The 23,841-nt window shown below is 73.5% G+C and carries 25 protein-coding genes; 9 read left to right on the forward strand and 16 right to left on the reverse strand.

Going from position 1 to position 23,841, the window contains the following annotated elements:
• Positions 1-45 precede the first annotated feature (45 nt).
• Positions 46-381: an RDD family protein gene (locus tag AB0873_RS07365; protein WP_366599012.1), complete on the forward strand. Its 336-nt coding sequence runs from the start codon at positions 46-48 to the stop codon at positions 379-381.
• 64 nt (positions 382-445) lie between these two features.
• Here AB0873_RS07365 and AB0873_RS07370 read toward each other — a convergent pair whose 3' ends face one another.
• Complete coding sequence (locus AB0873_RS07370) at positions 446-1,135, reverse strand: DUF4191 domain-containing protein (RefSeq protein ID WP_366598853.1); 690 nt, start codon at positions 1,133-1,135, stop codon at positions 446-448.
• Between the two features lie 195 nt (positions 1,136-1,330).
• Here AB0873_RS07370 and AB0873_RS07375 point away from each other — a divergent pair, with 195 nt between their 5' ends.
• Both AB0873_RS07375 and AB0873_RS07380 read left to right on the forward strand, forming a co-directional pair.
• Positions 1,331-1,501, forward strand: coding sequence for a hypothetical protein (locus tag AB0873_RS07375; RefSeq protein ID WP_196255862.1), 171 nt, complete (start codon positions 1,331-1,333; stop codon positions 1,499-1,501).
• A gap of 356 nt (positions 1,502-1,857) precedes the next feature.
• Positions 1,858-4,794 carry an AAA family ATPase gene (locus AB0873_RS07380; RefSeq protein ID WP_366598854.1) on the forward strand — a complete coding sequence of 979 codons (2,937 nt, stop codon included), beginning with the start codon at positions 1,858-1,860 and terminating at the stop codon, positions 4,792-4,794.
• Between the two features lie 12 nt (positions 4,795-4,806).
• Here AB0873_RS07380 and AB0873_RS07385 read toward each other — a convergent pair whose 3' ends face one another.
• Both AB0873_RS07385 and lipA read right to left on the reverse strand, forming a co-directional pair.
• On the reverse strand, positions 4,807-6,483 hold the full coding sequence (locus tag AB0873_RS07385; RefSeq protein ID WP_366598855.1) for a hypothetical protein: 1,677 nt from the start codon (positions 6,481-6,483) through the stop codon (positions 4,807-4,809).
• A 66-nt stretch (positions 6,484-6,549) separates the two neighbouring features.
• A complete protein-coding gene (lipA, locus tag AB0873_RS07390) occupies positions 6,550-7,602 on the reverse strand; it encodes a lipoyl synthase (protein WP_366598856.1) in 1,053 nt (350 codons plus the stop codon).
• A 293-nt stretch (positions 7,603-7,895) separates the two neighbouring features.
• Between lipA and AB0873_RS07395 the strand changes: the two genes are divergently transcribed.
• Positions 7,896-8,450, forward strand: a complete 555-nt coding sequence (locus AB0873_RS07395; RefSeq protein ID WP_366598857.1) for an amino acid--tRNA ligase-related protein — start codon at positions 7,896-7,898, stop codon at positions 8,448-8,450.
• 109 nt (positions 8,451-8,559) lie between these two features.
• Here the strand turns inward: AB0873_RS07395 and AB0873_RS07400 are convergent, their stop codons facing one another.
• The 5 genes from AB0873_RS07400 to AB0873_RS07420 all read right to left on the reverse strand — a co-directional run bounded on the left by AB0873_RS07400 (position 8,560) and on the right by AB0873_RS07420 (position 12,835).
• Entirely contained in the window at positions 8,560-9,234 is a 675-nt protein-coding gene (locus tag AB0873_RS07400; RefSeq protein ID WP_366598858.1) for a DUF4166 domain-containing protein, read from the reverse strand.
• Positions 9,231-9,941 (reverse strand): hypothetical protein, encoded by a 711-nt coding sequence (locus tag AB0873_RS07405; RefSeq protein WP_366598859.1) that lies wholly within the window; start codon positions 9,939-9,941, stop codon positions 9,231-9,233. The genes AB0873_RS07400 and AB0873_RS07405 overlap by 4 nt, the downstream gene beginning before the upstream one ends.
• 77 nt (positions 9,942-10,018) lie before the next feature.
• Positions 10,019-10,186 (reverse strand): hypothetical protein, encoded by a 168-nt coding sequence (locus AB0873_RS07410; RefSeq protein ID WP_366598860.1) that lies wholly within the window; start codon positions 10,184-10,186, stop codon positions 10,019-10,021.
• Positions 10,187-10,313: 127 nt separating this feature from the next.
• Positions 10,314-10,952, reverse strand: a complete 639-nt coding sequence (lipB, locus tag AB0873_RS07415) for a lipoyl(octanoyl) transferase LipB (protein WP_366598861.1) — start codon at positions 10,950-10,952, stop codon at positions 10,314-10,316.
• Positions 10,953-11,002: 50 nt separating this feature from the next.
• The gene (locus AB0873_RS07420; RefSeq protein ID WP_366598862.1) at positions 11,003-12,835 is read right to left on the reverse strand and encodes a DUF2079 domain-containing protein; all 1,833 of its coding nucleotides are present in this window, start codon (positions 12,833-12,835) and stop codon (positions 11,003-11,005) included.
• A gap of 232 nt (positions 12,836-13,067) precedes the next feature.
• Here AB0873_RS07420 and AB0873_RS07425 point away from each other — a divergent pair, with 232 nt between their 5' ends.
• Positions 13,068-14,279: a PHB depolymerase family esterase gene (locus AB0873_RS07425; protein WP_366598863.1), complete on the forward strand. Its 1,212-nt coding sequence runs from the start codon at positions 13,068-13,070 to the stop codon at positions 14,277-14,279.
• A 60-nt stretch (positions 14,280-14,339) separates the two neighbouring features.
• Here the strand turns inward: AB0873_RS07425 and AB0873_RS07430 are convergent, their stop codons facing one another.
• Positions 14,340-15,239, reverse strand: a complete 900-nt coding sequence (locus AB0873_RS07430) for a TIGR01777 family oxidoreductase (RefSeq protein ID WP_366598864.1) — start codon at positions 15,237-15,239, stop codon at positions 14,340-14,342.
• Between the two features lie 46 nt (positions 15,240-15,285).
• Positions 15,286-16,293, reverse strand: coding sequence for an aldo/keto reductase (locus tag AB0873_RS07435; RefSeq protein ID WP_366598865.1), 1,008 nt, complete (start codon positions 16,291-16,293; stop codon positions 15,286-15,288).
• A gap of 54 nt (positions 16,294-16,347) precedes the next feature.
• On the opposite strand from AB0873_RS07435, the gene AB0873_RS07440 reads away from it, so the two are divergent.
• On the forward strand, positions 16,348-16,716 hold the full coding sequence (locus AB0873_RS07440) for a MerR family transcriptional regulator (RefSeq protein ID WP_366598866.1): 369 nt from the start codon (positions 16,348-16,350) through the stop codon (positions 16,714-16,716).
• A 194-nt stretch (positions 16,717-16,910) separates the two neighbouring features.
• Entirely contained in the window at positions 16,911-17,762 is an 852-nt protein-coding gene (locus AB0873_RS07445) for an NAD(P)H-binding protein (protein WP_366598867.1), read from the forward strand.
• Between the two features lie 28 nt (positions 17,763-17,790).
• On the opposite strand, the gene AB0873_RS07450 is transcribed toward AB0873_RS07445, so the two are convergent.
• The 4 genes from AB0873_RS07450 to AB0873_RS07465 are packed head-to-tail and all read right to left on the reverse strand — an operon-like array spanning position 17,791 to position 20,479.
• Positions 17,791-18,429, reverse strand: a complete 639-nt coding sequence (locus tag AB0873_RS07450; protein ID WP_366598868.1) for a hypothetical protein — start codon at positions 18,427-18,429, stop codon at positions 17,791-17,793.
• Positions 18,426-19,844, reverse strand: coding sequence for an AAA family ATPase (locus tag AB0873_RS07455; protein ID WP_366598869.1), 1,419 nt, complete (start codon positions 19,842-19,844; stop codon positions 18,426-18,428). The genes AB0873_RS07450 and AB0873_RS07455 overlap by 4 nt, the downstream gene beginning before the upstream one ends.
• Positions 19,845-19,865: 21 nt before the next feature.
• Entirely contained in the window at positions 19,866-20,147 is a 282-nt protein-coding gene (locus AB0873_RS07460) for a hypothetical protein (RefSeq protein WP_366598870.1), read from the reverse strand.
• The gene (locus AB0873_RS07465; protein ID WP_366598871.1) at positions 20,144-20,479 is read right to left on the reverse strand and encodes a hypothetical protein; all 336 of its coding nucleotides are present in this window, start codon (positions 20,477-20,479) and stop codon (positions 20,144-20,146) included. The genes AB0873_RS07460 and AB0873_RS07465 overlap by 4 nt, the downstream gene beginning before the upstream one ends.
• A 337-nt stretch (positions 20,480-20,816) precedes the next feature.
• Between AB0873_RS07465 and AB0873_RS07470 the strand changes: the two genes are divergently transcribed.
• A complete protein-coding gene (locus AB0873_RS07470; protein ID WP_155330967.1) occupies positions 20,817-21,044 on the forward strand; it encodes a winged helix-turn-helix domain-containing protein in 228 nt (75 codons plus the stop codon).
• Between the two features lie 33 nt (positions 21,045-21,077).
• On the opposite strand, the gene AB0873_RS07475 is transcribed toward AB0873_RS07470, so the two are convergent.
• Together AB0873_RS07475 and AB0873_RS07480 are read right to left on the reverse strand one after the other, a co-directional pair.
• Positions 21,078-21,812: an MOSC domain-containing protein gene (locus AB0873_RS07475; RefSeq protein WP_366598872.1), complete on the reverse strand. Its 735-nt coding sequence runs from the start codon at positions 21,810-21,812 to the stop codon at positions 21,078-21,080.
• Positions 21,813-21,976: 164 nt separating this feature from the next.
• The gene (locus AB0873_RS07480) at positions 21,977-22,855 is read right to left on the reverse strand and encodes a dihydrodipicolinate synthase family protein (protein ID WP_366598873.1); all 879 of its coding nucleotides are present in this window, start codon (positions 22,853-22,855) and stop codon (positions 21,977-21,979) included.
• A 70-nt stretch (positions 22,856-22,925) separates the two neighbouring features.
• On the opposite strand from AB0873_RS07480, the gene AB0873_RS07485 reads away from it, so the two are divergent.
• Positions 22,926-23,828 carry a LysR family transcriptional regulator gene (locus AB0873_RS07485; protein WP_366598874.1) on the forward strand — a complete coding sequence of 301 codons (903 nt, stop codon included), beginning with the start codon at positions 22,926-22,928 and terminating at the stop codon, positions 23,826-23,828.
• Positions 23,829-23,841 lie beyond the last annotated feature (13 nt).

The following is a 23,841-nucleotide window of genomic DNA, read 5'->3' on the forward strand; positions in this document are numbered from 1 at the left end:
CGCCCCGTACCGCCCGCCTCGGATCCGACTTTCACGCCGCCCGGCCTGGGCCGGCGTTTCGGCGCGCTGGTGATCGACTGGGTGCTCTGCCTGCTGGTCGCCCGGGGCTTCGCCGACCCGGTGACCGAGGGCTGGGCGCCGGTGCTGGTCCTGATCGTCGAGTACGGCTTCTTCCTCGGCCTCTTCGCCCAGACCCCGGGCATGTTCATCACGAGGGTCCGCTGCGTGTCCTGGGCCGACGGTGGCCGGATCGGGGTGCTCCGCGGGCTGCTGCGCGGCGTCCTGCTCGCCCTCGTGGTACCCGCCCTGATCATGGACGCCAACCGTCGCGGCCTGCACGACCGCGCCGCCGCCTCCGTCGTCACCTCCGCCCCCCGCTGACCGCCCACGAGACGGCGGGAGCTGGGCCCCCTCGGGGCCCGGCTCCCGCCGGGTACGGCGTGGGTCAGCGGCCGCGGGACTGGCGGAAGGCACCGCGCGGGGGCCGCATGTTCTTCGGGATCGCGCCCTTCGGCAGCTGCGGCCGGGCGCTGAGCGCCTTGAGGCGCTTGTCCAGCGCGTTGACGTCCTTGCCGGTCAGGTTGCGGGGCAGCTTCATCAACGTCATCCGCAGCTTGCGGATGGGCAGCTCACCCTCCTCCTGGCCGATCACGTAGTCGTAGAGCGGCGCCGAGCCGATCACCTTGGCCAGCCGGCGCTTCTCCTGGCCGAGCAGGCCGCGCACCCGCTGCGGGTTCCCCTCCGCCAGCAGGATCACGCCGGGCCGGCCGATGACCAGGTGCACCATGTCCATCTGGGTGGTCGAGCTGACCGCCGGCGTGACCCGCCAGTCGCCGCGCATGCTCTCCATGATCTGCGCCGCCGCGCCCGGCTGGCCCTCGGCCGCGTTCATCATCGCCCGGTTGGACCGCAGGTTGAGCACGATCAGCAGGCAGAGCAGGGTGATCAGGATGCCGAGCGGGATCCAGAGCCAGCCCCAGGCGAGGAACGCGACCACGGTCAGCGCGAGCGGGATGACCACCGCGGCGAAGGCCAGGGGCGCGAACCACCTGTCCTGCTTGGCGGTGAACCGGAACACCATCCCGATCTGCTTCAGCCGCTGGCCGAACGACACCTTCTCCTGGGGATTTGCCATGCCGCTGAGTCTAGTGGTCGGCGCACCCCCCGGTGATCCGCGGGCGGCTGAGTACCTTACGTCGCCGTAGCGCCGGCCGCCGGTCGAGGTAAGGAGGGCGGGCTGGCGAAGATCAGGCGGTGCACCCATGCCCCGCGGGCACCTTCGGGCGGAGAGTCAGAGTCGGCAAACGACAACGACCACGAGGAGCCCGAGATGTTCACCCACGACGCGGAGTTCCTGCTCTCCGTCCACCGTACGCACGCCGCCGAGCTGCGGGCCGAGGCCGCCGTCGACCGGCTGGCCCGGAGCCTGCCGCACCGTTCCGCCCGCGGCTGGCTGAGCCGGCGTCACCACGCCGGCCGCCCCGGCGACAGCCGCCGGTGACCACCGCGCAGCCGGCCGCGCCGGCCGCACCGGTCGCGCCGGCCGCATCGGCGGCACCGGCTTCACCGGCTTCGCCGGCACCACCGTCGGCATCAGCCGCACCGTCGGCGCCGGTCCTACCGCCCGGGTCCGCCGAGGCGCACCCGGTCCCACCGGCCGGGTTCGCCGAGGCGCACCCGGCCCGACCGGCGGCGGGCGCGCCCATCACGGGGGTGGGCGCGCCCGCCACGTCGCCGGGAGGACCTGCCACGTCGCCGGGAGGGCCCGCCACGCCGTCCGGTCTATCCATGATCGCGACTGGATCGTCGGACGCCGGCGGGACCGGGGGCGGCAGCGGTCGTGGCATGCTCGGTGCCGTGACCGCACGCCCCGCCTGTACCACCCTCGTCGGCCGCCAGCGTGAACTGGCCGCACTGCGGGACGCGCTCGCGCGGACCCGAGCCGGCGAGCCGACCACCGTCCTGGTCGGCGGCGAGGCCGGGGTCGGCAAGACCCGGCTGCTGGAGGAGTTCGGCGGCGCCGCCGACGGGGTCCGGCTGCTCGTCGGGCAGTGCCTGGAACTCGGCGAGGCGGGCCTGCCCTTCGCGCCGATCGCGGCGGCGCTGCGCGCGGTGTTGCGCCGCGACGGCCCCGCCGTCTTCGACGGGTACGAGGCGGAGTTCGCCCGGCTCCTGCCGGAGCTGGCCCGGGGCCCGCTCGGGGCCGCGCCGCCGCCGTCCTCCGACGCCCCGCGCGGTTACCTGTTCGACCTGGTCGCCGAGCTGTTCGCACGCCTCGCCGACGAGCAGCCGCTGGTGCTGCTCATCGAGGACCTGCACTGGGCCGACCGCTCCACCCGGGACCTGATCGGCTTCCTCGTCCGGGCGGCCCGCGCCGACCGCCTGCTGCTGGTCTGCACGTACCGCAGCGACGAACTGCACCGGGGGCACCCGCTGCGGCCGTTCCTGGCCGAGCTGGACCGGGCCCGGGGCGTCGAGCGGATGGAGCTGGGCCGGCTGGACCGGGACGGCACCGGGGCGGTGCTGGCCGGCCTGCTCGGCGCCGAGCCGGCCGCCCGCGCGGTCGACGACATCCACGACCGCACGCAGGGCAACCCCCTCTTCATCGAGGAGCTGGCCGCCGCGGGTGACCCGATCGGCTGCGCCGCCCTGCCGGACACGTTGCGCGACCTGCTGCTCGCCCGGGTGGACCGGCTCCCGGAGCCGGCGCAGCGGGTGTTGCGCATCGCCGCCGCCGGCGGCACCCGTTTCGCCCACGAACTGCTCGCCGAGGTCGCCGGCCTGCCGGACGCCGACCTGGAGGAAGCGCTGCGCGCCGCCGTCGCCGCCCAGCTCGTGGTGGCCGACCCGGAGGGCGACTACGAGTTCCGGCACGCGCTGGTCCGCGAGGCCGTCCACGACGAGCTGCTGCCCGGGGAACACGCCCGGTTGCACGCCCGCTGGGCCGCCGCCATCGAGGCGCAGCCCCGCCTGGTCGCCGCCGGGCGCGCGCCCGCCGAGATCGCCCACCACTGGTACGCCGCGCACGACCACGCCCGCGCGCTGGTCGCCGCGCGGACGGCGGCGTGCGCGGCGGCCGACCGCTACGCGTACGCCGAGCAGAGCCGGCTGCTGGAACGGACGCTGGAATTGTGGGAGCTGGTCCCCGACGCGGCCGACCGGCTCGGCATGGACCACCTCGCCCTGCTGGAGGAGACGATCGCGGCGGCCACCACCGCCGGGGACTACCATCGCGCCCTCACCCTGACCCGGGCCGCGCTGGCCGAGGTGGACGGGACCGCGGAGCCGCTGCGCGCCGCCCGGCTGCTCGACCGGCGCGGCCGGATGCTCGCCATGCTCGGCAAGAGCGACGGCGCCGCCGAGCTGCGGGAGGCGTACCGGCTGGCGGCCGGGGCGCCGGACGGCCCCGAGCGGTTGCACCTGCTCGCCGACGTCGCCGCCCACGTCGCCCGCGTGGACCGGGCCGAGGGTGCGTTGCTGGCCGCCGACGTGCTCGCGGCGGCGCACGCCTCGGGTGTCGACAACGCCGAGCTCCCGGTGAAGGTCGTCGCGCTGCTGCGCCGCGCCGACCACGCGACGGATCTGGGGCTGGCCGAGCTGCGCCGCTCCGAGGCGTTGGCCCGGGCCGCCGGCGCCGCGCCGGCGCTGGTCGGTGCCCTGGTGCACATCTCCGACGTGCTGTTCGAGCTGGGCCGGTACGAGGAATCGGCCCGCGCCGCCGCCGACGGCGTGGCCGAGGCGCGCCGGGTCGGGATCAGCCGCTCGACCGGGGCCTACCTGCTGTCCAACCGAGCCGAGGCGCTGCTCGCCGTGGGCCGGTGGGCGGAGGCGGGCGAGGTGCTCGCCGACGCCGCCCGCATCGACCCGCCGGGCGTCACCGGCTCGCACTGGCTCCAGTTGTGTGCCGCGTTGCGGCTGGCCCAGGGCCACCCGGCCGTCGACGAGACGATCGGCCGGTCGCTGAGCTTCCTCACCAAGCCGTACCTGCACCCGCACCAGCGGCTGCCCCTGATCGAGCTGCGGCTGGAGGCCGCCCTCGCCGCCGACGACCGGCCCGAGGCACGGCGGGCCGCGGCGGCGGCACTGGCCGACAGCAGCGTCGCCGACCATCCCCGGTACGGCTGGCCGGTGCTGACCGCCCTCGCCCGCGCCGCCCGCCACGTCGGCGACGACGACCTCGCCGCCCGGACGGCCGACCTCGCCGCCGCGGTTCCGGTGCGCTTCCCCGCCGAGCGGGCGCACGCCGCCCAGGTCGCGGCGACGGTGGGGGGGTCGGTCCCCGCCGACGGTCCGGTCGCCGTGCCCGCCGCCCGGACCTCCGTGGAAGCCGGCGACACCGGCGCGCTGACCCGGTGGCGGGCGGCGGTGGCGGCCTGGCGGGCCGACGGGCAGCCGTACCCGCTGGCCCGGGCGCTGCTCGCGCTGGCCGAGGTGGCCGCCGCGACGGGGGAGCGGGACGAGGTGGCGGCGGCCGTCGCGGAGGCGGCCGCGCTCGCGGACCGGCTCGGTGCCGCGCCGCTGGCCGAGCAGGCGGCGACCCTCGCCCGGCGGGTCGGGCTGCGCGGCGCGAACCGGGGCCGTCCCGGTGCGGACCTGCTGACCGAGCGCGAGCGGGAGGTGCTGCGGCTGGTCGCCGAGGGGCACAGCAACAGCCGGATCGCCGAGCAGTTGTTCATCTCGCCGAAGACCGCCAGCGTCCACGTCTCGCGCATCATCGCCAAGCTGGACGTGCACAACCGGGTCGAGGCCGCCGCCGTCGCCCACCGCCTGGGCCTGCTGGCCGAAACCCGCTGACCGCCGAGACGGTCAGCGGCCGGGTGGCGGGGTGGTCCGGGTGGCCGGCAGGTAGATGCGCCAGCCGGGGATCGTGTGCCGGCTGGCCGGCTGCGCGTCGAGTCGGGTCGCGAGGGGGGAGCCCTCCGGGGCGATCCAGGCCGCCCGGGGGTCCGCGTCCACCGCGCGCCGGTACGGGCGGTACCGGTCGTGGCCGGGGCTCAGGTCGTCGTCGACGACCGCGCAGAGGACCTCCTCCCCGGTGGCGAAGATGAGCCGGTTGCAGGTCCAGTAGCCGCCGTACACGTGCCGGACGTCCAGTGCGCGCAGGGCGCGGACGAGGCCGGCGTGCCGGTCCTCGGCGGCCCGGTGCGCGGGCGCGGCAGCGACCGCCCCGCCGGTGGCGACGGCCGCGCCGCCGAGGGTCGCGGCGAGCACCGCCGCGGCCGCGACCCGGCGGGCGCCACCGGCCCGCCCCGACCGCCGCCGGGCCGCGTCCCACACCGGCCACAGCAGCACGGGTACGGAGATGAGCAGGCAGGACAGGTACCGGGAGCTCTCGACCGGGGTACGGCCCGACGCGCTGCTCGCCGTGTAGACGGCCAGCGTCAGCACGGCCGCCCCGACCAGGGCCAGCGCGAGGGCCGCCCCGACCGGACGGGCCGCGCCGGCCTCGTCGGGTCGCCCGTCCGCGGCTTCCGGCAGCCGCCCCGGGCCGGCGACCGTCGGTACACCTCGCGGCGGCGTCGGGGCGCGCAGCCGGCGCCACGCCGCGACGGCGGCGGCGATCAGGAGCAGCGGCAGGGCGGCCGACCACCACAGCTGCCAGCCGGCGCACCGGCCGGGCGAGCAGAAGCCCATGCCCAGCGCCGGCCCGAGCACCAGCGCGCCGTGCAGCCGCTCCGCCCAGCCGGCGGGTTCACCGGCGCCACCGGCGGCCAGCACGGCGGCGAGCGGGCTGCGCCCCGACGCCATGGCGTCGACCAGCAGCGGTGCCGCACCGGCCAGCGCGCCGAGGCCGAGCAGGGCGCCCGCCCGGCCGCGCAGGTCCCGCCACCGGAACGCCACCAGCACCGCCCCGGCGGCGGCCACGTACGGCAGGACCAGCGGGTCCACCCACACCATCAGGCCGGCGAGGAACCCCCACACCGCCCAGCGGGGCAGCCCGCGTCCGGGCCGGCCGGCCGCCAGGTCGTACGCGAGCAGGGCGAGGGCCACCCCGGCGGCGTTCATCTCCGGGTACCCGCCGCCGGCGATGAGCTGGTTCTTGACGATCCGGTCCGAGCCGGACGCGAGCAGGACGGCGACCAGCAGCGCGTACCACGGGTCCCCGGTGAGCCGCCCCGCGAGGCGCCAGGCCAGCAGGACGAACACCGCGTACAGGGCCAGGGTGGGCAGGCGCAGCGTCAGGGTCGACGGCCCGACGAGCGCGAACAGCGGTGCGGCCAGGTACGCCTCCAGCGTCCCCATGTACGCCTGACCGTAGAACCAGACCGGGAACTCCCGCCCCTGCGCGATGTGCAGGGCGGCGAGCCCCATGGTGGCCTCGTCGCTGTTGGTCGGCGGCGTGGCGTGCAGCAGCAGACCGAGGCGGTACGCGACCCCCGCGAGGATCGCCACGAGGGCCAGCGCGTCGGGCAGCCGGTACCACCGGGCCCGCGGCAGCGCGCGCAGCGCGGCGCGGTGCTCCTCGCGTACCCCGGTGGTCATGGGCCGATCATGGCACCCGGTCGGTGGTCCGCGCGGCGCGGTGCCCGACGCGGCGGTCGGGTGTCGTCAGCCGGCGGTGCCGACCGGGGCGGCCCGGCGGGCCTCCAGGGCCTGCTGGTAGAGCCGGCCGGCGCGGTACGACGAGCGCACCAGCGGGCCGCTCATCACCCCGGCGAAGCCGATCTCCTCGGCCTCCTCGCGCAGCTCGACGAACTCCTCCGGCTTGACCCACCGCTCCACCGGGTGGTGGCGGGGGGAGGGGCGCAGGTACTGCGTGATGGTGATCAGCTCGCAGCCGGCCTCGTGCAGGTCGCGCAGCGCCTGGGAGACCTCGGCGCGCTCCTCGCCCATGCCCAGGATGAGGTTGCTCTTGGTGACCAGGCCGTCGGCGCGGGCCTGCCGGATCACGTCGAGGGAACGCTCGTAGCGGAACGCGGGCCGGATCCGCTTGAAGATCCGCGGCACGGTCTCGACGTTGTGGGCGAGCACCTCCGGCCGCGACCCGAACACCTCGGCGAGCTGCGCGGGAACGGCGTTGAAGTCGGGGATCAGCAGCTCGACGCCGCAGCCGGGCTGGAGGGCGTGGATCTGCCGGACGGTCTCGGCGTAGAGCCAGGCTCCGCCGTCGGGCAGGTCGTCCCGGGCGACGCCGGTGATGGTGGCGTACCGCAGGCCCATCGAGACCACCGACTCGGCGACCCGGCGCGGCTCGTCGGCGTCGAACTCGGCCGGCTTCCCGGTGTCGATCTGGCAGAAGTCGCAGCGGCGGGTGCACTGGTCACCGCCGATGAGGAAGGTGGCCTCCCGGTCCTCCCAGCACTCGTAGATGTTGGGACAGCCGGCCTCCTGGCAGACGGTGTGCAGCCCCTCGCGCGAGACGAGCCCGCGCAGCTGGGTGTACTCCGGGCCCATCTTGGCCTTGACCTTGATCCACGGTGGCTTGCGCTCGATCGGCGTCTCGGCGTTGCGCGCCTCGATCCGCAGGAGACGCCGCCCCTCGGGGGCGGGCGTCGCGGTGCGCGCTGCCTGGCCGGTCGTCGGCGCGGAGTGCTCGATCGTCACAAAGTCGAGCCTACGCCCGACGGCGCCTGTCGATGTACGTCGGGCGACCGCCGTCACGCCCCCACCCTTGTGACGCCGGACACCACCGCACAAAAATCCCCGTCACACCCATCCCCGCGAACACTCTCCCGAGCTGCGGGAAGAACGGTAAGGAAGGGCCCCTTGTTAACGCCTCCGGTAGAGGAAGGGCCCCTTCTTAACACCCAGTAGACCCGCCCGGCTGGCCCCGGTGAAAAGGCGACGAACGAGGCTCCCGCTCCGGCGGGGGCGAAGGTGTGGTGGCACCGCGAGGTTCCCGCTCGCCCACACCTCCCTGGGATCGCGTTGCGATGATCAAGGAGGTGACCGCCGTGCAACGCGTCCTTACCACCCAGCTTCCCGCCCACGTCGGCGCGTCCGTGCGGGTCGCCGGCTGGGTCCACCGCCGCCGGTTGCTCAAGTCGGTGGCCTTCCTGACCCTCCGGGACGCGGCCGGGCTCGCCCAGGTCGTGGTCACCGAGCCCGAGGCCCGCGCGGCCGTCGAGGCCCTTACCGAGGAGACCGTCGTCGAGGTGGTCGCCACGGTGGCCGCCAACCCGGCGGCGCCCGCCGGGGTCGAGCTCACCGCGCCGACGGTACGGCCGCTCGGCCCGCCCGCCGTGCCGCCGCCGTTCGACCTGTATCGGCCGGCGCTCACCGCGGGCCTCCCCACCCAACTGGGGCATGCCGACTACCTGGCGGCGCTCGCGTCGCGTGGCGAGCCGGTCGAGCCGTACGCCGGCTACGTGGACGCGTTCCGGCACGGGATGCCGCCGCACGGCGGCTTCGCCATCGGCCTGGAACGCTTCGTGGCCCGGCTGACCGGCGCGCGCAACGTCCGGGAGGTGACCGCCTTCCCACGCGACCTGCACCGCCTCACGCCGTAACCTCCCCGACGGGTGCCGGTCGATCAAGAGGTCTGCGTCACGGGTGAACCGTCACCGCGACGCAGACCTCGTGATCGACTCGGCGGGCGGCGCGGCGGGTTCGGGGCGGTCATTCCCGGGGGTTCTCCCGGAGCGGTCGGACGGCGGCGGGGACCGGCGCGCGGTCCGGCCGTAGGTAGCGGACGGTGAAACTGCCGGTGTAGCCGAACAGGGGCCCGAACCGGCGATTCGTCACCGCCACCTCGATGCGGAACCGCCCGGCCCGGTCGTCGTACCACTCGCGCAGGTGGGCCTCTCCGGTCACGGTGGCGGGGCAGCGCAGCCCGCCGCGCGCGCGGTAGGTGCCGCTGCGGAGCGTGAGGGCGCCGGCGGCGTCGACGGCGGGGTGCAGGTCGACCGCCAGGTGCTGGTGGGTCCCGAGGTAGTCGACCAGCACGGCCCGTCGTTCGCTCCACACCATCGTGGCGTCGAAGCGTCGCCGGCGGTCCGGTGCGACCTGGAAGGTCCGGACGAAGGTCAGCGTCGGGCGGCCGTAGGAGTCGGTGTAGGCGTAGTTCTCGATGGTGAAGGGGATGCCGACGCCGGTCTCCGGGAACAGGATGTGCCGCAGGGTGCCGAGGTGCAGGAACGGCAGGGTGAAGGCGGCACCCCGCCAGACGCGGTCCATCACCCCGGTGCCCACGCAGCCCAGGTGGGTGTCGCCGTCGACGTCGAAGCGGCGCTGCAGCTCGGGGTGGAGCCGGTCGAAGTCGGCACCCAGGGCGGTACGGAAGACGGCGGTCACAGCTTCTCCAACTCCTCGGGTGCCCGGGCGGCGAGGCGGTCCGGTGGTCGGCGCCGACAGCGGCGGGCCGCGGGGGTGTGCGGACGCGGCGGTACGGCCAGCGCGGCCACCGAGGTGCCGAGGACGGTGAGGGCCACCGTGGCGGCCGGGAGGCCGGAGCCGGCGGCGAGCGCCCCGGCGCCCAGCACCCCGAGGAGCCGTACGGCGATCTCCCGGGCCGCGTTGCGCCGGGCGCGCTCCGGGGTGACGCCGTGCTCCAGCCAGAGCCGTAGCCGGTCGAACGACCAGGCGGTGGCCCACCCGAACACCGGGCGGAACCCGAGGTCGGCGGCGCGCCCCAGCGGTCCCCAGCGTGGTGTGTAGGTGTAGCCGGTGAGGAATTGCACGCCGTCCGGACCCGGCAGGTAGCGCCAGTAGCCGGCACCGGCCGCGATCAACGAGCGCGGGTCGTCGGAGCCGAACAGCAGCGCGGAGGTGCGACTGCCGTCCGGCCGGTTCCGCTCGCCGGCGTGCACACCCCAGCCGGCGATCGTGACGCCGGGAGCCACCCGCGTGGCGTACCGGAACCGGGCGGGCGGGCCACCCGGCAGCGGGTCGATCCGGCCGAAGCGGACGTCCCACCGGCGGTGTTGGACGGGGTCCTGCGTCACCCGCCACACCTCGGTGACCGGTGCGCCGATGACTGTCTCGACGTAGACGGGTCGCATACCGCCCCTCGCTCTTGAGCGACTGCTCAAGAGCGAGCGTAGAGCGATTTGAGCAATCGCTCAAGAGGGTCTTCCGCTCAGTCCGGGGTGCCGAGCCGGTGCCGCAGCCCGGCCAGGACGACGTCGAGCCCACCCCGGAACTCGTCGTCGGGACCGATGGTGCGGGCCGTGCCGGCGGTGTCCGCCAGGTACGGGAAGTCGTCGCGCGGCAGCCGGGCCAGCGCGGCGGTGCCGCGCCGCGCCAATCAGCCACAGCGACCGGAGCGCGACCCCGCGGCGTTCGTGGTGTCCCTGCCCGAGCAGCTCGCCCCCGACGGCGGGGACCCGGCGACGGTCGTGGGCCGGTGCCCGGAGGCGTCCGCCCGACCCGGCTCAGGCGAGCAGGGTCGGCAGGCGGCGCTCGACCACCGGGAGGACGTCCGTCACGGTGACCGGGCGGCCCAGCTCGGCGGTCAGCGAGGTGACACCGGCGTCGCGGATGCCGCAGGGCACGATCCGGTCGAAGTGCGCCAGGTCGCAGTCACAGTTGATCGAGAAGCCGTGCAGGGTGACGCCGCGGGCGACCCGGATGCCGATGGCGGCGACCTTGCGGGCGGGGCCGCGGTCGTCCTCGGGGACCCACACGCCGCTGCGCCCCTCGACCCGGCCGGCGGTCAGCCCGAACTCGGCGCACACGTCGATCAGCATCTGTTCGGTGCGCCGCACGTACGCGACCACGTCGACCGGGTCGGGCAGGCGCAGGATGGGGTAGCCGACCAGTTGACCCGGGCCGTGCCAGGTGATCTTGCCGCCGCGGTCGACGTCGATGACCGGGGTGCCGTCCATCGGCCGGTCCCACGGCTCGGTGCGCTTGCCGGCGGTGTAGACGCTGTGGTGCTCCAGCAGCAGCACGGTGTCGCCGCGCTCGCCGGCCACCACGGACTCGTGCAGCCGGCGCTGCTCCTCCCAGGCTGCCTCGTAGTCGAGGAGACCGGCGCGGACGGCCGTGAGGCCGGAGGTCGTCGTGGTCACTGCCCCAGCGTAGTCCCGTACCCGCCGGTCACCCCCGCACGTGAGCCGGCTCACCGGGCCGGTCGGTCCGGCGGGATCCGCCAGACCCACACGTCCTGGACGCGTTCCGGCTCGCCGAACAGCGCGGTCGCGGCACGGAGTACCGCCTCCTGGTTGACCGCCCACTTCGCGCCGTGCACCCGGTCGGGGAGCACCACCGCCTCGATCCGCCAGTGCCGGAGGTCGGCCCGGACCTCCCTGATCGTGCCCTCGGTGACGATCGGCACCGCGCCGAACCGGGCGGCCTGGTCCATCAGCGTGCTCAGCAGCCGGGGCGGCGGGCCGATCCGGCCCCGCCCGTCCGGCCCGCCCGGACCGAGGAAGAACCCGGACGGGATGGCGAACTCGCCCTGCCGGTGGGAGAGGGCGTACGCCTGCCAGCGTTGCCCGTCCGGGTAGACGTCGAGGGTCAGCGGCACCGGCGTGAGCACCCCGCCGGGCGAGACGTACTCCCGCCACGTGCCGGAGGTGAAGAACCGGGGGACCGGTTCCCGCTCGATCGTCAGCAGCGGGACGGGCAGCAGCGGCACCAGGGCCACCGCGAACGCGGCCAGCCACGCCGCCCGGGCCGGTCGTGACCGCGGCGGGTCGGCGCGCAGGGCGTCGACCGCGTACGCGAGCAGCACGCCGATCACCGGCGCCACCACCAGCGCCAGGCGGGCCGGCAGCGCGGCGTTCACCACCGGGAGCTGGCCCACCAGGTCGAAGGGCATCGGCAGGTCGGTGCGCCGGCCGTCGACCTTGGCCACCGGGCCGAACGACAGCACCGTGAAGACGACCGCCACCGCGCCGAGCGCCCAGAGGGTGGCCCGCTGCGGCGCCCGGGCCCGGCGCCACAGCAGCACCCCGGCGGCGACGGTCAGGAGCAGCAGGGGGAGCCCGAAGAACGAGTTCTCCTCGGTCGGGTTCGGCGCGAGGCCGGTCCGCAGCCCGGCCTCGCCGGCGAGCGAGCGGCTGGGGTACGCCGCGTACGAGGCGACGTCCTCGGAGTGGATCACCGCGTCGAAGCCGGTGCCGTGGAAGCGTTGCGGGCCGGCGAAGTGCAGCCACAGCGGGTACGCCAGCAGCACGGCGGCCACCAGCGCCGTCACGCCGAGACCGCCGAGGAAGCCGGGCAGCGCCCCCCGGGCCTCGGCGCGGCCCTGCGGGTGCAGCGCCCGGACGCCGACGAAGAGGCCGAGGGCGAGCGCGGTGAAGAAGAGGCCCTCGGCCGCGATGGAGAACGCCACCGCGACCAGCACGCCGAGGATCACCCCGTTGCGGATCCGGTGTTCGGGGCGGCGCAGCGCGAAGGTTCGCCAGACCAGCAGCGGCACCAGCCAGCCGGCGGTCCAGTTCAGGTGGGCGTTGGCGTGCGAGACCATGCCGGGAGCGAAGCCGATGAACAGCCCGCCGAGGCCGGCGGCCAGCGGGCCGCGGCCGAACTGCCGGTTGAGCAGCCAGTACCAGGCCAGCGCCGTGGCGGTGAGGTTCAGTGTGAGGATCACCAGGAAGGTCGCCGGCGGTCCGATCAGGTACGTCAGCGGTGCGAAGACGGCCGCGTACACGGTGATCGAGGTGTTGACCGCGAGGTTGACCCCGTCCGGGACGTTGATCAGGTAGGTGAAGAGCGGGTTCTGCCCGTGCGTGAGGGCGTGCCCGCCGAAGGCCAGCAGCCACTCGAACAGCGCCTGGTCGCTGGAGTTGACCGTGATCGCCCGCCCGTTCGGGTCGCGCCACAGGCCACTGGTCACCCACCCGGCCAGGGCGAGCGCGGCGAGGGCGACAGCCAGGTCGGCCCGGCGGTCACGGACGGCCCGGACCGGTGGGACGGGGGCGGGAGCCAGGGACGGGGAGGTCGGCACGCAGCGGACGTTACCAACCGGACCCGGACACGCCGGACAGACCTGCAAGGAAGGGCCCCTTGTTAACGCGTCACGTTGTACAAGGGGCCCCTCCAATCACCCACCGCGTACGCACACACGTCCACAGTGGTGAATGTGTGAAGGCGGACCATGTCATCACTTGGACACATCGGCGTAACGTCGCGGCAATTCGCGGGTGACCCACTTCACACCCCCCGTCAGGAGGCTCCCCGTGCGCCGCAACCCCTCCCTCCTCGCCCGGCTGGCCGGCGCGGCCGCCGGCCTCGTCCTGGCCGCCACGGCGGCCGTCGCCGTCGCCACCCCCGCCCAGGCCGCCAGCCTCCAGCAGGTGACCGGCTTCGGCTCCAACCCCGGCAACCTCGCCATGTACGCGTACCGGCCGGACAACCTGCCGGCCGGCGCGCCCGCCGTCGTGCTGCTGCACGGCTGCACCCAGAACGCGACCGGCTACTTCGGCAACTCGGGCTGGCGGAAGTACGCCGACCAGTGGAAGTTCGCGCTGATCGTGCCGGAACAGAAGTCCGCCAACAACTCCAACACCTGCTTCAACTGGTTCGAGACCGGCGACACCGCGCGCGGCCAGGGCGAGGCGTTGTCGATCAAGCAGATGGTGGACCACGCGAAGAACAACTACGGCACCGACGCCGGCCGCGTCTATGTCAGCGGACTCTCCGCGGGCGGGGGGATGAGCGCGGTCATGCTCGCCACCTACCCGGACGTCTTCGCCGGCGGCTCGGTCATCGCGGGCATCCCGTACCGCTGCGCCACCGGGCTGACCAACGCGTTCTCCTGCATGAGCCCGGGGGTGAACAAGACCCCGGCGCAGTGGGGCGACCTCGTGCGCAACGCCTATTCCGGCTACTCCGGCCCGCGCCCGAAGGTGGCCGTCTGGCACGGCACCAGCGACTACACGGTGGCGGTTGCGAACGCCACGGAGTCCCGCGACCAGTGGACGAACGTCCTCGGCGTGAGCCAGACCCCCACCAGCACGGCCCAACTGCCGGCCGGCACCAGCCTTGAGGTGTACGGCAACGAGAAGGTCCGCGTCTACCGCGTCTCCGGCATGGGCCACGGCACGCCGGTCGACCCGGGCTCCGCCGCCGACCAGTGCGGCACCGCCGCGGCGTACTTCCTGGACACCATCTGCTCGACCTACCACGACGCCGTCTTCTTCGGCCTCAACGGCGGCGGGCCCAACCCGACCCCGACGCCGACGGCGTCCCCGTCGCCCACCCCGACGCCGACGACCAGCCCGACCTGCGTCACCGCGTCCAACTACGCGCACGTCACGGCCGGTCGCGCCTACCAGTCCGGGGGGTACGCCTACGCCAACGGCTCGAACCAGCGGATGGGCCTCTACAACACCTTCTACACCACGACGCTGAAGCAGACCGGCCCCAACTACTGGGTGATCGGCTGCTGACGGCTCCGCGGTTAGGAAGGGCCCCTTGTACAACGCGAGGCGTTAACAAGGGGCCCTTCCTTACTCGGCCAGGGCGGCGTGCAGGGCGCTGCGCAGGTCCGGGTGGCGGTACGTGAAGCCGGCCTTCGTCAGCACGCCGGGCAGGACCCGAGCGCTGGTCAGCGCCTCCTGCGCGAACCCGCCCAGGGCCACCTTCAGCGCCAGCGCCGGGATCGGGATGATCGCCGGCCGGTGCAACTGCCGGGCCAGCTCGCGGGTGAACTCGGCGTTGGTCACCGGCGCCGGCCCGACCGCGTTGACCGGCCCGGCCAGGTCGGCCCGCGCGATCGTGAACGCGGCAGCGTTCAGCCAGTCCGCCATCGAGATCCACGGCAGCCACTGCCGGCCGCTGCCCAGCCGGCCCGCGATGCCGAGCCGGAACGGCAGCAGTTGCGGCTTGAGCAGCCCGCCGTCGCGGTGCAGCGGCAGCCCGGTCCGCAGCCGCACCACGCGTACGCCGGCGTCCTCCGCCGGCCGGGTCGCGGCCTCCCACACCCGGCAGACGTCGGCGAGGAACCCCTCGCCGGCCGGTGAGTCCTCCTCGACCGTGCGGTCGCCGGTGTTGCCGTACCAGCCGACCGCCGAGGAGTTGACCAGCACCTCCGGCCGGTCCGCGGCGGGCAGCCCGGCGATGGTGATCGCCAGCGTGGTGGTGGTGTCCACCCGGCTGGACCGGATGATCCGCCGGTACTCGTCGTTCCACCGCCGGTCGCCGACACCCGCGCCGGCCAGGTTGACCACCGCGTCGGCCGCCGCCATCACCGCCGGGTCGAGCTGGGCCGCGGACGGGCTCCACTGCCGCTCGTCGGGGGTGCGCGGCGGCCGGCGGACCAGCCGGGTCACCTCGTGGCCGTCGGCGGTGAGCAGGTCGGCCAGCCGGGTGCCGAGGAAGCCGGACGCGCCGGCCATCAGGATCCGCATGCTCATATCTTCGGATACGGGTGACGATCCGGATGCGTTGAGCGGATCACACCCCCGAATCGGCCGGTGTGTGTCGGAGATCCGCCAGGAGGCGTTCGACCTCGGCTACCGCGTCCGCCGGCAGCGGCCCGAGGGCGAGCGCACCGAAGTTCTCCTCGGCCTGGGTGACGGTCCGGCAACCCGGGATCGGGACCGTCCGGGGGCTGCGGGCGAGCAGCCAGCCCAACGCGCCCTGCGCCAGGGTGCGACCGTCGGCGGTGAGCGCCGCCCGGATCTGCGCGACGCGCTCCGCCCACCGGGGTGACGGCCGCCCGTCGGTGAACCAGACCAGCCACTCCGGCGCCCTCCCGCGTACGTCGTCGGCGCCGACCGCTCGGGTCGAGCCGGTGAGCAGTCCCATCGCCAGCGGACCCCGGTTGACGCTGGCCAGGTCGTACCTGTCGCAGACCGCGAGCATCGCCGCGTTGTCCAGCAGCACCGACTGGTCGTGCTGGATCGCCGCGCAGTGCGGGGCGGCCGCCGCGAACGCCGCCGCCGACTCCGGGTGGTCCGTGCTCCAGCCGTACGCCCGGATCTTGCCCTGGGTGACCAGGCCCTCCAGGGTGTCGACCAGGTCGAGCGCGGCGGACGCCGGCAGGTCGTTGAGGTGGAGCTGGTAGAGGTCGACGTGGTCGGTGCCGAGCCGGCGCAGCGACTCCTCCAGGCTCGCCACGGCGTAGCCGGGGCTGTGGTCGCTGCCGGTCCACCGGCGGGTCGCCCCGTCGGAGCGGTTGCCGAACTTGGTCGCGATCACCGCCCGGTCGCGGCGGCCGGCGAGCGCCCGGCCGAGGATCCGCTCGCTGTGCCCGGCGCCGTAGATGCTGGCGGTGTCGAAGAGGGTCGTCCCGAGGTCGAGGGCGGCGTGGACGGTGCGCACCGACTCGTCGTCGTCGACCTCGCCCCAGCCGAAGGGCTGCCCGTCGTCTCCCCACAGTGGCCCGCCGATCGCCCAGCAACCCATGCCGATCGCGCCGACCTCGATCCCGCTGCGGCCCAGTGTCCGTGTCGTCGTCATGCCGCCAAGCCTTCAACCTGGAGTGCGCTCCAGGTCAAGCGCTAGGCTGCCGGCATGTCCGGGTACGCGCCCTCCGAGGCGGCTCGCCGCAGCGGCTTCAGTCTCGACACCCTGCGGTACTACGAGAAGATCGGCCTGCTCAGCGGCATCGGCCGCACCTCCGGCGGGCGGCGCGTCTTCACCGACGACGACCTGGGCTGGTTGACGCTGTTCCGCTGCCTGCGGGACACCGGCATGCCGATCGCGGAGATGTGCCGGTACGCCGAACTCGCCCGGGAGGGCGAGCACACCGCCGGCGAGCGGCATGCCCTGCTGGAGCGGCACGCGGAGCGGGTCGAGGAGCAGATGCGCCTGCTCCAGCGCCAGTACGACCACCTGCGCGAGAAGATCCGCTTCTACGATCGCCAGGCACGCCCGGATTAGCAGGTCAGACGGACTGAATTCGTCGACCGACGCCACCGGCGGCAGTTGCGTATTCGCAGCTCAGAGCGAAGGTGAAGGTGTTGTTCGCGTTTGCCCTCCGCTCTCCGGCGCGGCAAGGATGGACCATCCGTCCGGCACCCGATCGGGGCGCGATGGCTGCTGCCCGCGACCGGGACGATCCCTGAGGAGGAGCCATGCCGACCTTGGTCACCGGAGCGACCGGCACCGTCGGAGGCAGCCTCGTCCGGCAGCTGCTGGCCGCCGGCCACGAGGTGCGCGCGCTCACCCGTGACCCCGCCTCCCCGGCGGCGGCGCGACTGCCCCGCGAGGTGGAGGTGGTCGCTGGCGACTTCGCCCGGCCACACACCCTGGCCCCCGCCCTGCGCGGCGTGCAGCGGATGCACCTGGTGGCTCAGGACGGGTACGGCCCCCTGACCACCGGTCCGGAGATCCTTGCGCTCGCTGAGGAGGCCGGCGTCCGGCGGCTGACCCACTTGGGGCACAACGACCCGAGCCGGGACGACGACGACCCGATCGAGGCGGGCCACCGGCCGTTGCACCGCGCCATCGAGAAGTCGGGTCTGGAGTGGACGCACCTGTTCCCGGGCGAGTTCATGGCCAACACCTGGGAGTGGGTGGGCGGGATCCGCGCCGAGGGCGTCGTTCGCGCCCCGTTCGGTGACTGGAACAGCGCCATGGTCCACGAGGCGGACATCGCCGCGGTCGCGCTGGCCGCGCTCACCGAGGAGGGCCACGCCGGTCGGACGTACCAGCCGACCGGGCCGGAGCCGGTCCGCCGCCGCGACGCGGTCCGCATGATCGGCGAGGCGATCGGCCGCGACGTCCGATTCGTCGAGCTGACTCCGGAGCAGGCCCGCGCGCACTGGCAGGACGTGTACCCGCCCGAGGTGATCGACTGGTTCCTGGAGATGGGCGCCCACCCCGACGGCAACGCCTGGGTCTCGCCCGACGTCGAGGAGGTCACCGGCCGGCCGGGTCGTACCTTCCGGCAGTGGGCCGCCGATCACGCCGACGACTTCCGCTGAGGGTGGTGACCTGCTGACCTGAAAGTACTCAGCGCCAGCTCTTGACCACCTGGTCAACCGCCTCCACCAGCCGCTGCCAACTGTCCAGGCGCCGTACGAGACCGGTCCGATCGAGCCGTTCCAACAGTTGTCGGCGGTGCTCATCGAACCGACTCTTCACCCTTTCCCGGCGGCGTCCGCTTTCCTCGGAGGCCGCGAGAATGCACTCCTCGAGCTTCTTCTTCGGGTTGCGCAGACCCTCCACCTCGCGAAGCTTGGGCAGATCCAGCTTTCTGTGTCCGTTAGGGTTGCCGGCCACATGACGGATCGCCGCTTCGTCGAGGAGGAGCCACGCCTCTGTCATCGTCACGGGGATGATCGGAACCAGGCTGGCGTCGCCTGTCACGGCCCGTACCGCAGTTGTTATCTCCTTCAGCCGGTCCACGTAGCGAAAAGCGTCAGCGTCCCGGTGAACCACGATCAGGTCCGCCTCACCGTTCATCAGTTCCAGGCCCTTTGCGACGCGGGATCTGACGTCCTTGCCGACCTTCGTGAGTCGATCGAACGGAGGATGACTGAGATTGACGTCAACGCCACGGTCGAGGAAGAGCAGCTGGACATGGTCGGCCAGCGGCCGGTCTGAGCTTCCCTCGGCGACGAACAGACCGGCGTAGGTCCGCCCGGTCATGCGATGAGGCCAGGGGGGAGGCGGAGCTGGGCCGTCGGCGGACCGGCGAGGTATTCCACCACGTCGGCCTCGGAGAAGGTGGGCTCGCCGGGTCGGGCACGCCATGATCCCCGGTAAGGCATGAGCGACAGCGCACGCATGACCCCCTGATCCGGTACCGACCGCGGCCGAAGCCGGGCGAGCAGCAGGTCGGCCGGGTCGCAGAGCTGGACGACGCCGGGGGAGTGGGTGTTGATGATGACTTGACGGAACGGGTTATCAGCGCCGGGTGGGTGGCCGGGGTCGACGGCGAGGTCGCGGACGAGCTGCACCATCGCGGGAAGGTTCGCGGGGTGGATGCCGTTCTCCGGCTCCTCCATGCAGATCAGGCCGGTGAAATCCGGATCCTCCAGCAGCACACAGAGCGCCAGGAAGCGCAGGGTTCCCTCCGACAGCGCCCGGGCGGGAAGCCGAAGCCCTCCCCGTTCCCTGAGAAAGAGAGTGAACAACTCCCGCGCCTCGTCGTACTCGACTTCCAGGTTCTCGACGGCTACGCCGGACAGGTCGGAGAGCCGGCCGGCCACCGCCGCGTACACCCGCTCGGGTTCGGCAGCGGCGGACCAATCCGGGCCGTGTGCGATGCGGTAGAGCGTGCTGGGGAGGTATCGGCCATCCGGCGCCAGAATTTCGGGGCTGACGGTGCCGTCCGGGGCGCGGAGTGCGGAGGGCTCCAGGGCTAGGCGGCGCCAGCTCTGCATTTCCCGGCGAGCGGCGAGGACGGTCGGGTAGTCGGCGGTGGTCATGGTGCTCAGCACGGTGCGACTGGAACCCTTCGCGACTCGTGACCGCTTCATGCTTCCGCGCTTCTGCTCGGCGTGAACGTCCACGACCAATCCGTCTTCCGTCTGCCGCTGCGTCGACAGGAAGAGACGTCCCGGTTCCACCCTGGTGATGACCGCATTGAGGAATTCCGCCGGGGCGGGAAAACGCAGGGACGCCCGGCTGTCGTCAACCTGCCGTAGATCCTCCCGAACGAGTTGCAGGCGACCCAGGCCGTGATCGCCGCGCCCTGCCTCGTACCGAAGTGTCACCTCGTAGCGCAAGTGGGTCGCGGTCGACGCCACGCGTTCACCGAGCTCGTCCTCCACCTCGTTGGGTACGATCATTTCTGCGGAGAGCGTCATCTGATGCCGGTCGCTGCGATACCCGTCCCAGAACAGATCCCGTGGGTCGCCGCCCCTGTTGCCGGCCGCGCTGCGGACCCGTTGTGAGGCTTCAGAAAGGGGATCGGTAGCGAGGTAGGAGAGGAACTCGATCGCGTCGAAGACGTTGGATTTGCCCATGCCGTTCGCGCCGGCGATGCAGGTGAAGGGGCCGAACTCGACGTCAACATCGAGCAAGTTCTTGAATCCCTGTACCTGCAGCCGGGTGAGCATGAGCAGAGCTTAGTCCGGGGCCTACGCCACCTCGTGTGCCGGCGCGGCGGTGGCGCGCACGGACTTGGCCCAGCCGAGAAAGCGGTCGAAGAGCTGCGCCGGGTCGGGGCCGTCGTGCGGGTTGAGCGGGTGGAGTTGCCCGGCCGCGTCGTGCAGCAGCCCGCCCAGGTAGACCAGCAGCGCCACCCGGTCGTGTGCGTACTCCCGTAGCAGCGTCAGCCGGGCCGGCCCGCACGGCCACGGCGCGGCGCAGGCCCGGCACAGCCACAGGGGACGCAACGGCGTGTGCGGGCGGGTGGTCACCAGCGTCCGCCGTTGGCCCGCCAGGTCTGCGCGGGCGTCAGCCGGCCGACCCGCCCGACCTGCGGGTTCGCCCGCGTCGGCTCGTCCCGCCAGCGGGTGTTGCGCGGCGGCGTCGGCGGTTCGGTCGGCGTGGTCGCGTGCCGGTCGGGGCACGCCGTCCAGCGCAGGCCGCACGAGCACCAGCGCCGCAACCCCCGCCAGGTCCGCCGGTGCCGAGGCCCGAGCGGCACCGGCGGCTCGCGACGCCGCCACCTCCCGAGGAGTACGCGGACAGCCGCGCCGCCCTGCGCCATGCGCAGTGAGTTGGGCGGCCGGGGGAGGGGTGAACGCACGTCGTCTCCTCTCCGGTCAGCGGCGCCGGAACGGGCGGGGGCAGCCGTCATGGCGGTTCGGGTCCGCGCCTGACGGCTGGAGCCCGGCACCCGCCCCGGGCCTGCTGGTGCTGCCCGACGAGCGGTGTCGGGCGGGGCGTGGCACCCGACCGACCTCCGGGGGAACGGCGGCCGGCCGGGCGCGTTTTCACGGAACGACCAGCCCCGGTTGCAGACCAGGGAGCCAGCCACGACCGAACTTATACTTAGTACTGCTCATAGGTCAACCACTGACTACTGCTTACTTGTCGATAGAAGCGAAGCGTGATCAAATGGCGGTGCAGACCAGGGAGTCACCATGCCCGCCAAACCGAAGTGGGCGCAGCTTGCGGACCTCATCCGCGAGCAGATCGCGTCCGGAGAACTCGCACCCGGCGACAAGCTGCCGTCGACCTCTCAACTGTGCCTACAGCACGGTGTGTCAGCCGGCGTCGTCAACCACGCCATGATCGTGCTCAAGACCGAGGGCCTTGTCGAGGGCGTGCACGGTCTCGGCGTCTTCGTCGCCGAACGCCCCGACGCCTGAGGGGGTCTCCTCGATCAACTGATGTGTCCGGTCTCAGGACCTCGGTGACACTCCGCCAACCCGCTCGTGTCTCAGCTGGGGATGCGGTTCGACGGCATCCCCTAGTGCGATACGACCAGGGCGTTCGACTGTGGCCCACACGCCGAAGGTCATGTCGTGGTGATCGGCGACGGTTCTCAGGAGATGCCCGTGCTCCGGGGCGTCCTCCTGAGCGAGGTCGATCATGACGCATCGAGTAAGCCGCTGGCGTGGTCTCAAGACGACCTCGGGACCGATGCGAACGCTCCTTCCGAGCCATCCGTCTTCCGGGAAGTCGCTTCCCGGCGCGTCCACGAGCAGGTTGGCGCGGAACCGCAACGGCTCGACCGGCTCCCCCAGGAGATCATGCAGTCGTCGCAGGGCGGCGGTGCTGATCAGGCTTACCGGTCCCTCGTCATGGTGCATGACCTCAGCCTGGCGCTCGATCGTGACGCGACGGGCGAGCACCTTGCTGACCGCCGCATGCCCTGCTGCTGCATCGGCGGCGAAGCGGCGTCCGTCGGGTAACTCGACGAGCGGCACCGGATCACCGAAATGCCCGCGGAGCGTGAACAGCCCCGGCATCCGTCGGAAGCGACGGGTGTTCTTCCCGCTGCCCAGCTTCCCGTCTGCGTCCCGCACGGCCCACAAACGGTCACCAACCAATCCCCGCTGGTCGACGTCGACGGCGGCGAGTTGCTCGCCGAGTAGCGACTTGATCGGATACCGGCGGATCTCGGCTAGCTCCATCGGCGTCACTGTAGATGGCCGGACCGAGCAGGGTCATCCAGCCGCCCGTTGGTGAGCGGGCCGAGGGTGTCGCGGCGGACCCGTAACGAGTGGGCGGCCGCGAGCTCTTGGAGAATTTCGGCCCCTTCGGGGGCCGTTTCCTTCCAACATCTGGCGACGTGCGGTCAGGCCGGCAGCTTGGTCAGTTCGGCCAGGTGGCGTAGGGCTCGTGCGGTGGCGGCGTCGGTGGCGGGCAGCAGTGGCGGGCGGACCGCCGGCGTCGGGATGCGGCCCCGGGCGTGCAGCACCGCCTTGATCACGGATGGGTTGGGCTCGGCGAAGAGGGCGGCCGAGAGGGTGGCGAGCCGGTGGCCGAGCGGCCGGGCCCGCGCGACGTCCCCCGCCCGCCACGCCTCGACCAGCGCGGCGTAGTCGGCGGTGGCGACGTTCGCCGAGGCGACGATGCCGCCGTGCCCGCCGAGGGCGAGGAGCGCCGAGACGTACGCGTCCTCGCCGCTGAGCACGGCGCAGCCCGGCGGGACGTCGGCGAGGAAGGCGATGGTGTCCGCGTCGATGCCGCCGACCGCGTGCTTGATACCCACCACCCCGGGCAGCGTGGTCAGTCGGCGCAGCGCCCCGGCGGAGAGCTGCTGCCCGGTGCGGTACGGGACGTGGTAGACGACCAGCGGCACCGGGGACGCCTCGGCCAGCCGGGCGAAGTGCGCGACCACCGCCTCCTCGCCGGGCCGGAGGAACGGCGGCACCAGGCAGAGCGCCGCCGTGACCTCGGGCCGTCCGGCCAGGGCGTGCAGCGCCTCGACCGTGTTGGCGCCGACCAGTAGCCCGGCCTGGTGCTCCCGGCAGGGCTCGGCGACGGCGTCGACCACCCGACGCTGCTCGCCGTCGTCGAGTGCGTGCGGTTCCCCGGTGGTGCCCAGCGCGACCAGGCCGGCAGCGCCGGATGCCAGCACGTCGTGGGCATGGGCGGTCAACGCGTCGAGGGCGACCTCGCCTCGGTCGTCGAACGGCGTGACCAGCGGTACGTACAGCCCTGTCGGTGTCATGCCTCCAGCCTGCGACAGAGGATCGTGTAGGACCAGTTCCGATTCCTCACTAGATGCGTAAGCTGAACTGATGCTTGATGTCCGCCGGCTACGTCTCCTGCGGGACCTGGCCCGGCTCGGCACCATCGCCGCGGTCGCCGAGGCGCACACCTACACGCCGTCCGCCGTCTCGCAACAGCTCGCCGCGCTGCAACGGGACGCCGGCGTCGCGCTGACGGAACGCGCCGGCCGCCGGGTCGCCCTGACCCCGGCCGGGGAGGCTCTGGTCCGGCACACCGAGGTGATCCTCGGCGCCCTGGAGGCGGCCGACGCCACCCTGGCCGCCGCACGCGGGGGGCTCTCCGGCACGGTGCGCATCGGCACCTACCCGAGCGCCGTGCGTCCCGTGCTGCTGCCCGCCCTGGTCACGCTGGCCCGGGACCACCCCGCGCTGGACCTGACGGTCACCGAACTGGACCCGGTCGCCGTGCCCGCCGCACTGCGGGACCGCCGGCTCGACGTGGCCCTCGTGCACGACTACGACATCGCGCCGGTCGAGCCGGATCCGGCGCTGGATTCGACGCCGTTGCTGGACGAGACGGTCTTTCTCGCCGTGCCCGCCGACCTGGAGTGCGACCTGACCGGCGACCCGCTGCTCTCGGTACGCGACGCGGGGTGGATCGCGGGTAGCCCGGGAACCCTCTGCCACTCGCTCGCCGTGCACGCCTGCGAGCTGGCCGGCTTCCGCCCGACCGTGCGTCATCACGCTGATGACTTCGCCGCCATGCTCGCCCTGGTAGCCGCCGGCCACGGCGTCGGGCTCGTGCCCCGACTCGCGGTCGGGCAACCGCCCGTGGCCGGGGTCCGTCTGGTACCCCTCGGCTTCACCCGGCGCACCCGGATCGCGTACCGGAGGGGCGCGGCCGGCCACCCGGCGGTCGCCGCCTGCGTCGCGGCGCATCGGTCCGTCGACGTGGGCTCGTCGACCGGCTGAACGTAACGGCAGT

The organism is Micromonospora sp. NPDC047707 (assembly GCF_040704235.1).
Classification (GTDB): domain Bacteria; phylum Actinomycetota; class Actinomycetes; order Mycobacteriales; family Micromonosporaceae; genus Micromonospora.

Excerpts from the sequence above, each read along its gene's own strand:
- AB0873_RS07440 (WP_366598866.1), top strand. The coding sequence starts at position 16,348 with ATGTCCGGGTACGCGCCCTCCGAGGCGGCTCGCCGCAGCGGCTTCAGT.
- AB0873_RS07405 (WP_366598859.1), bottom strand. The coding sequence starts at position 9,941 with ATGCGACCCGTCTACGTCGAGACAGTCATCGGCGCACCGGTCACCGAG.
- AB0873_RS07375 (WP_196255862.1), top strand. The coding sequence starts at position 1,331 with ATGTTCACCCACGACGCGGAGTTCCTGCTCTCCGTCCACCGTACGCAC.
- AB0873_RS07470 (WP_155330967.1), top strand. The coding sequence starts at position 20,817 with ATGCCCGCCAAACCGAAGTGGGCGCAGCTTGCGGACCTCATCCGCGAG.
- AB0873_RS07485 (WP_366598874.1), top strand. The coding sequence starts at position 22,926 with ATGCTTGATGTCCGCCGGCTACGTCTCCTGCGGGACCTGGCCCGGCTC.
- AB0873_RS07450 (WP_366598868.1), bottom strand. The coding sequence starts at position 18,429 with ATGACCGGGCGGACCTACGCCGGTCTGTTCGTCGCCGAGGGAAGCTCA.
- AB0873_RS07445 (WP_366598867.1), top strand. The coding sequence starts at position 16,911 with ATGCCGACCTTGGTCACCGGAGCGACCGGCACCGTCGGAGGCAGCCTC.
- AB0873_RS07430 (WP_366598864.1), bottom strand. The coding sequence starts at position 15,239 with ATGCGGATCCTGATGGCCGGCGCGTCCGGCTTCCTCGGCACCCGGCTG.
- AB0873_RS07455 (WP_366598869.1), bottom strand. The coding sequence starts at position 19,844 with ATGCTCACCCGGCTGCAGGTACAGGGATTCAAGAACTTGCTCGATGTT.
- AB0873_RS07480 (WP_366598873.1), bottom strand. The coding sequence starts at position 22,855 with ATGACACCGACAGGGCTGTACGTACCGCTGGTCACGCCGTTCGACGAC.
- AB0873_RS07435 (WP_366598865.1), bottom strand. The coding sequence starts at position 16,293 with ATGACGACGACACGGACACTGGGCCGCAGCGGGATCGAGGTCGGCGCG.
- AB0873_RS07385 (WP_366598855.1), bottom strand. The coding sequence starts at position 6,483 with ATGACCACCGGGGTACGCGAGGAGCACCGCGCCGCGCTGCGCGCGCTG.
- AB0873_RS07370 (WP_366598853.1), bottom strand. The coding sequence starts at position 1,135 with ATGGCAAATCCCCAGGAGAAGGTGTCGTTCGGCCAGCGGCTGAAGCAG.
- AB0873_RS07475 (WP_366598872.1), bottom strand. The coding sequence starts at position 21,812 with ATGGAGCTAGCCGAGATCCGCCGGTATCCGATCAAGTCGCTACTCGGC.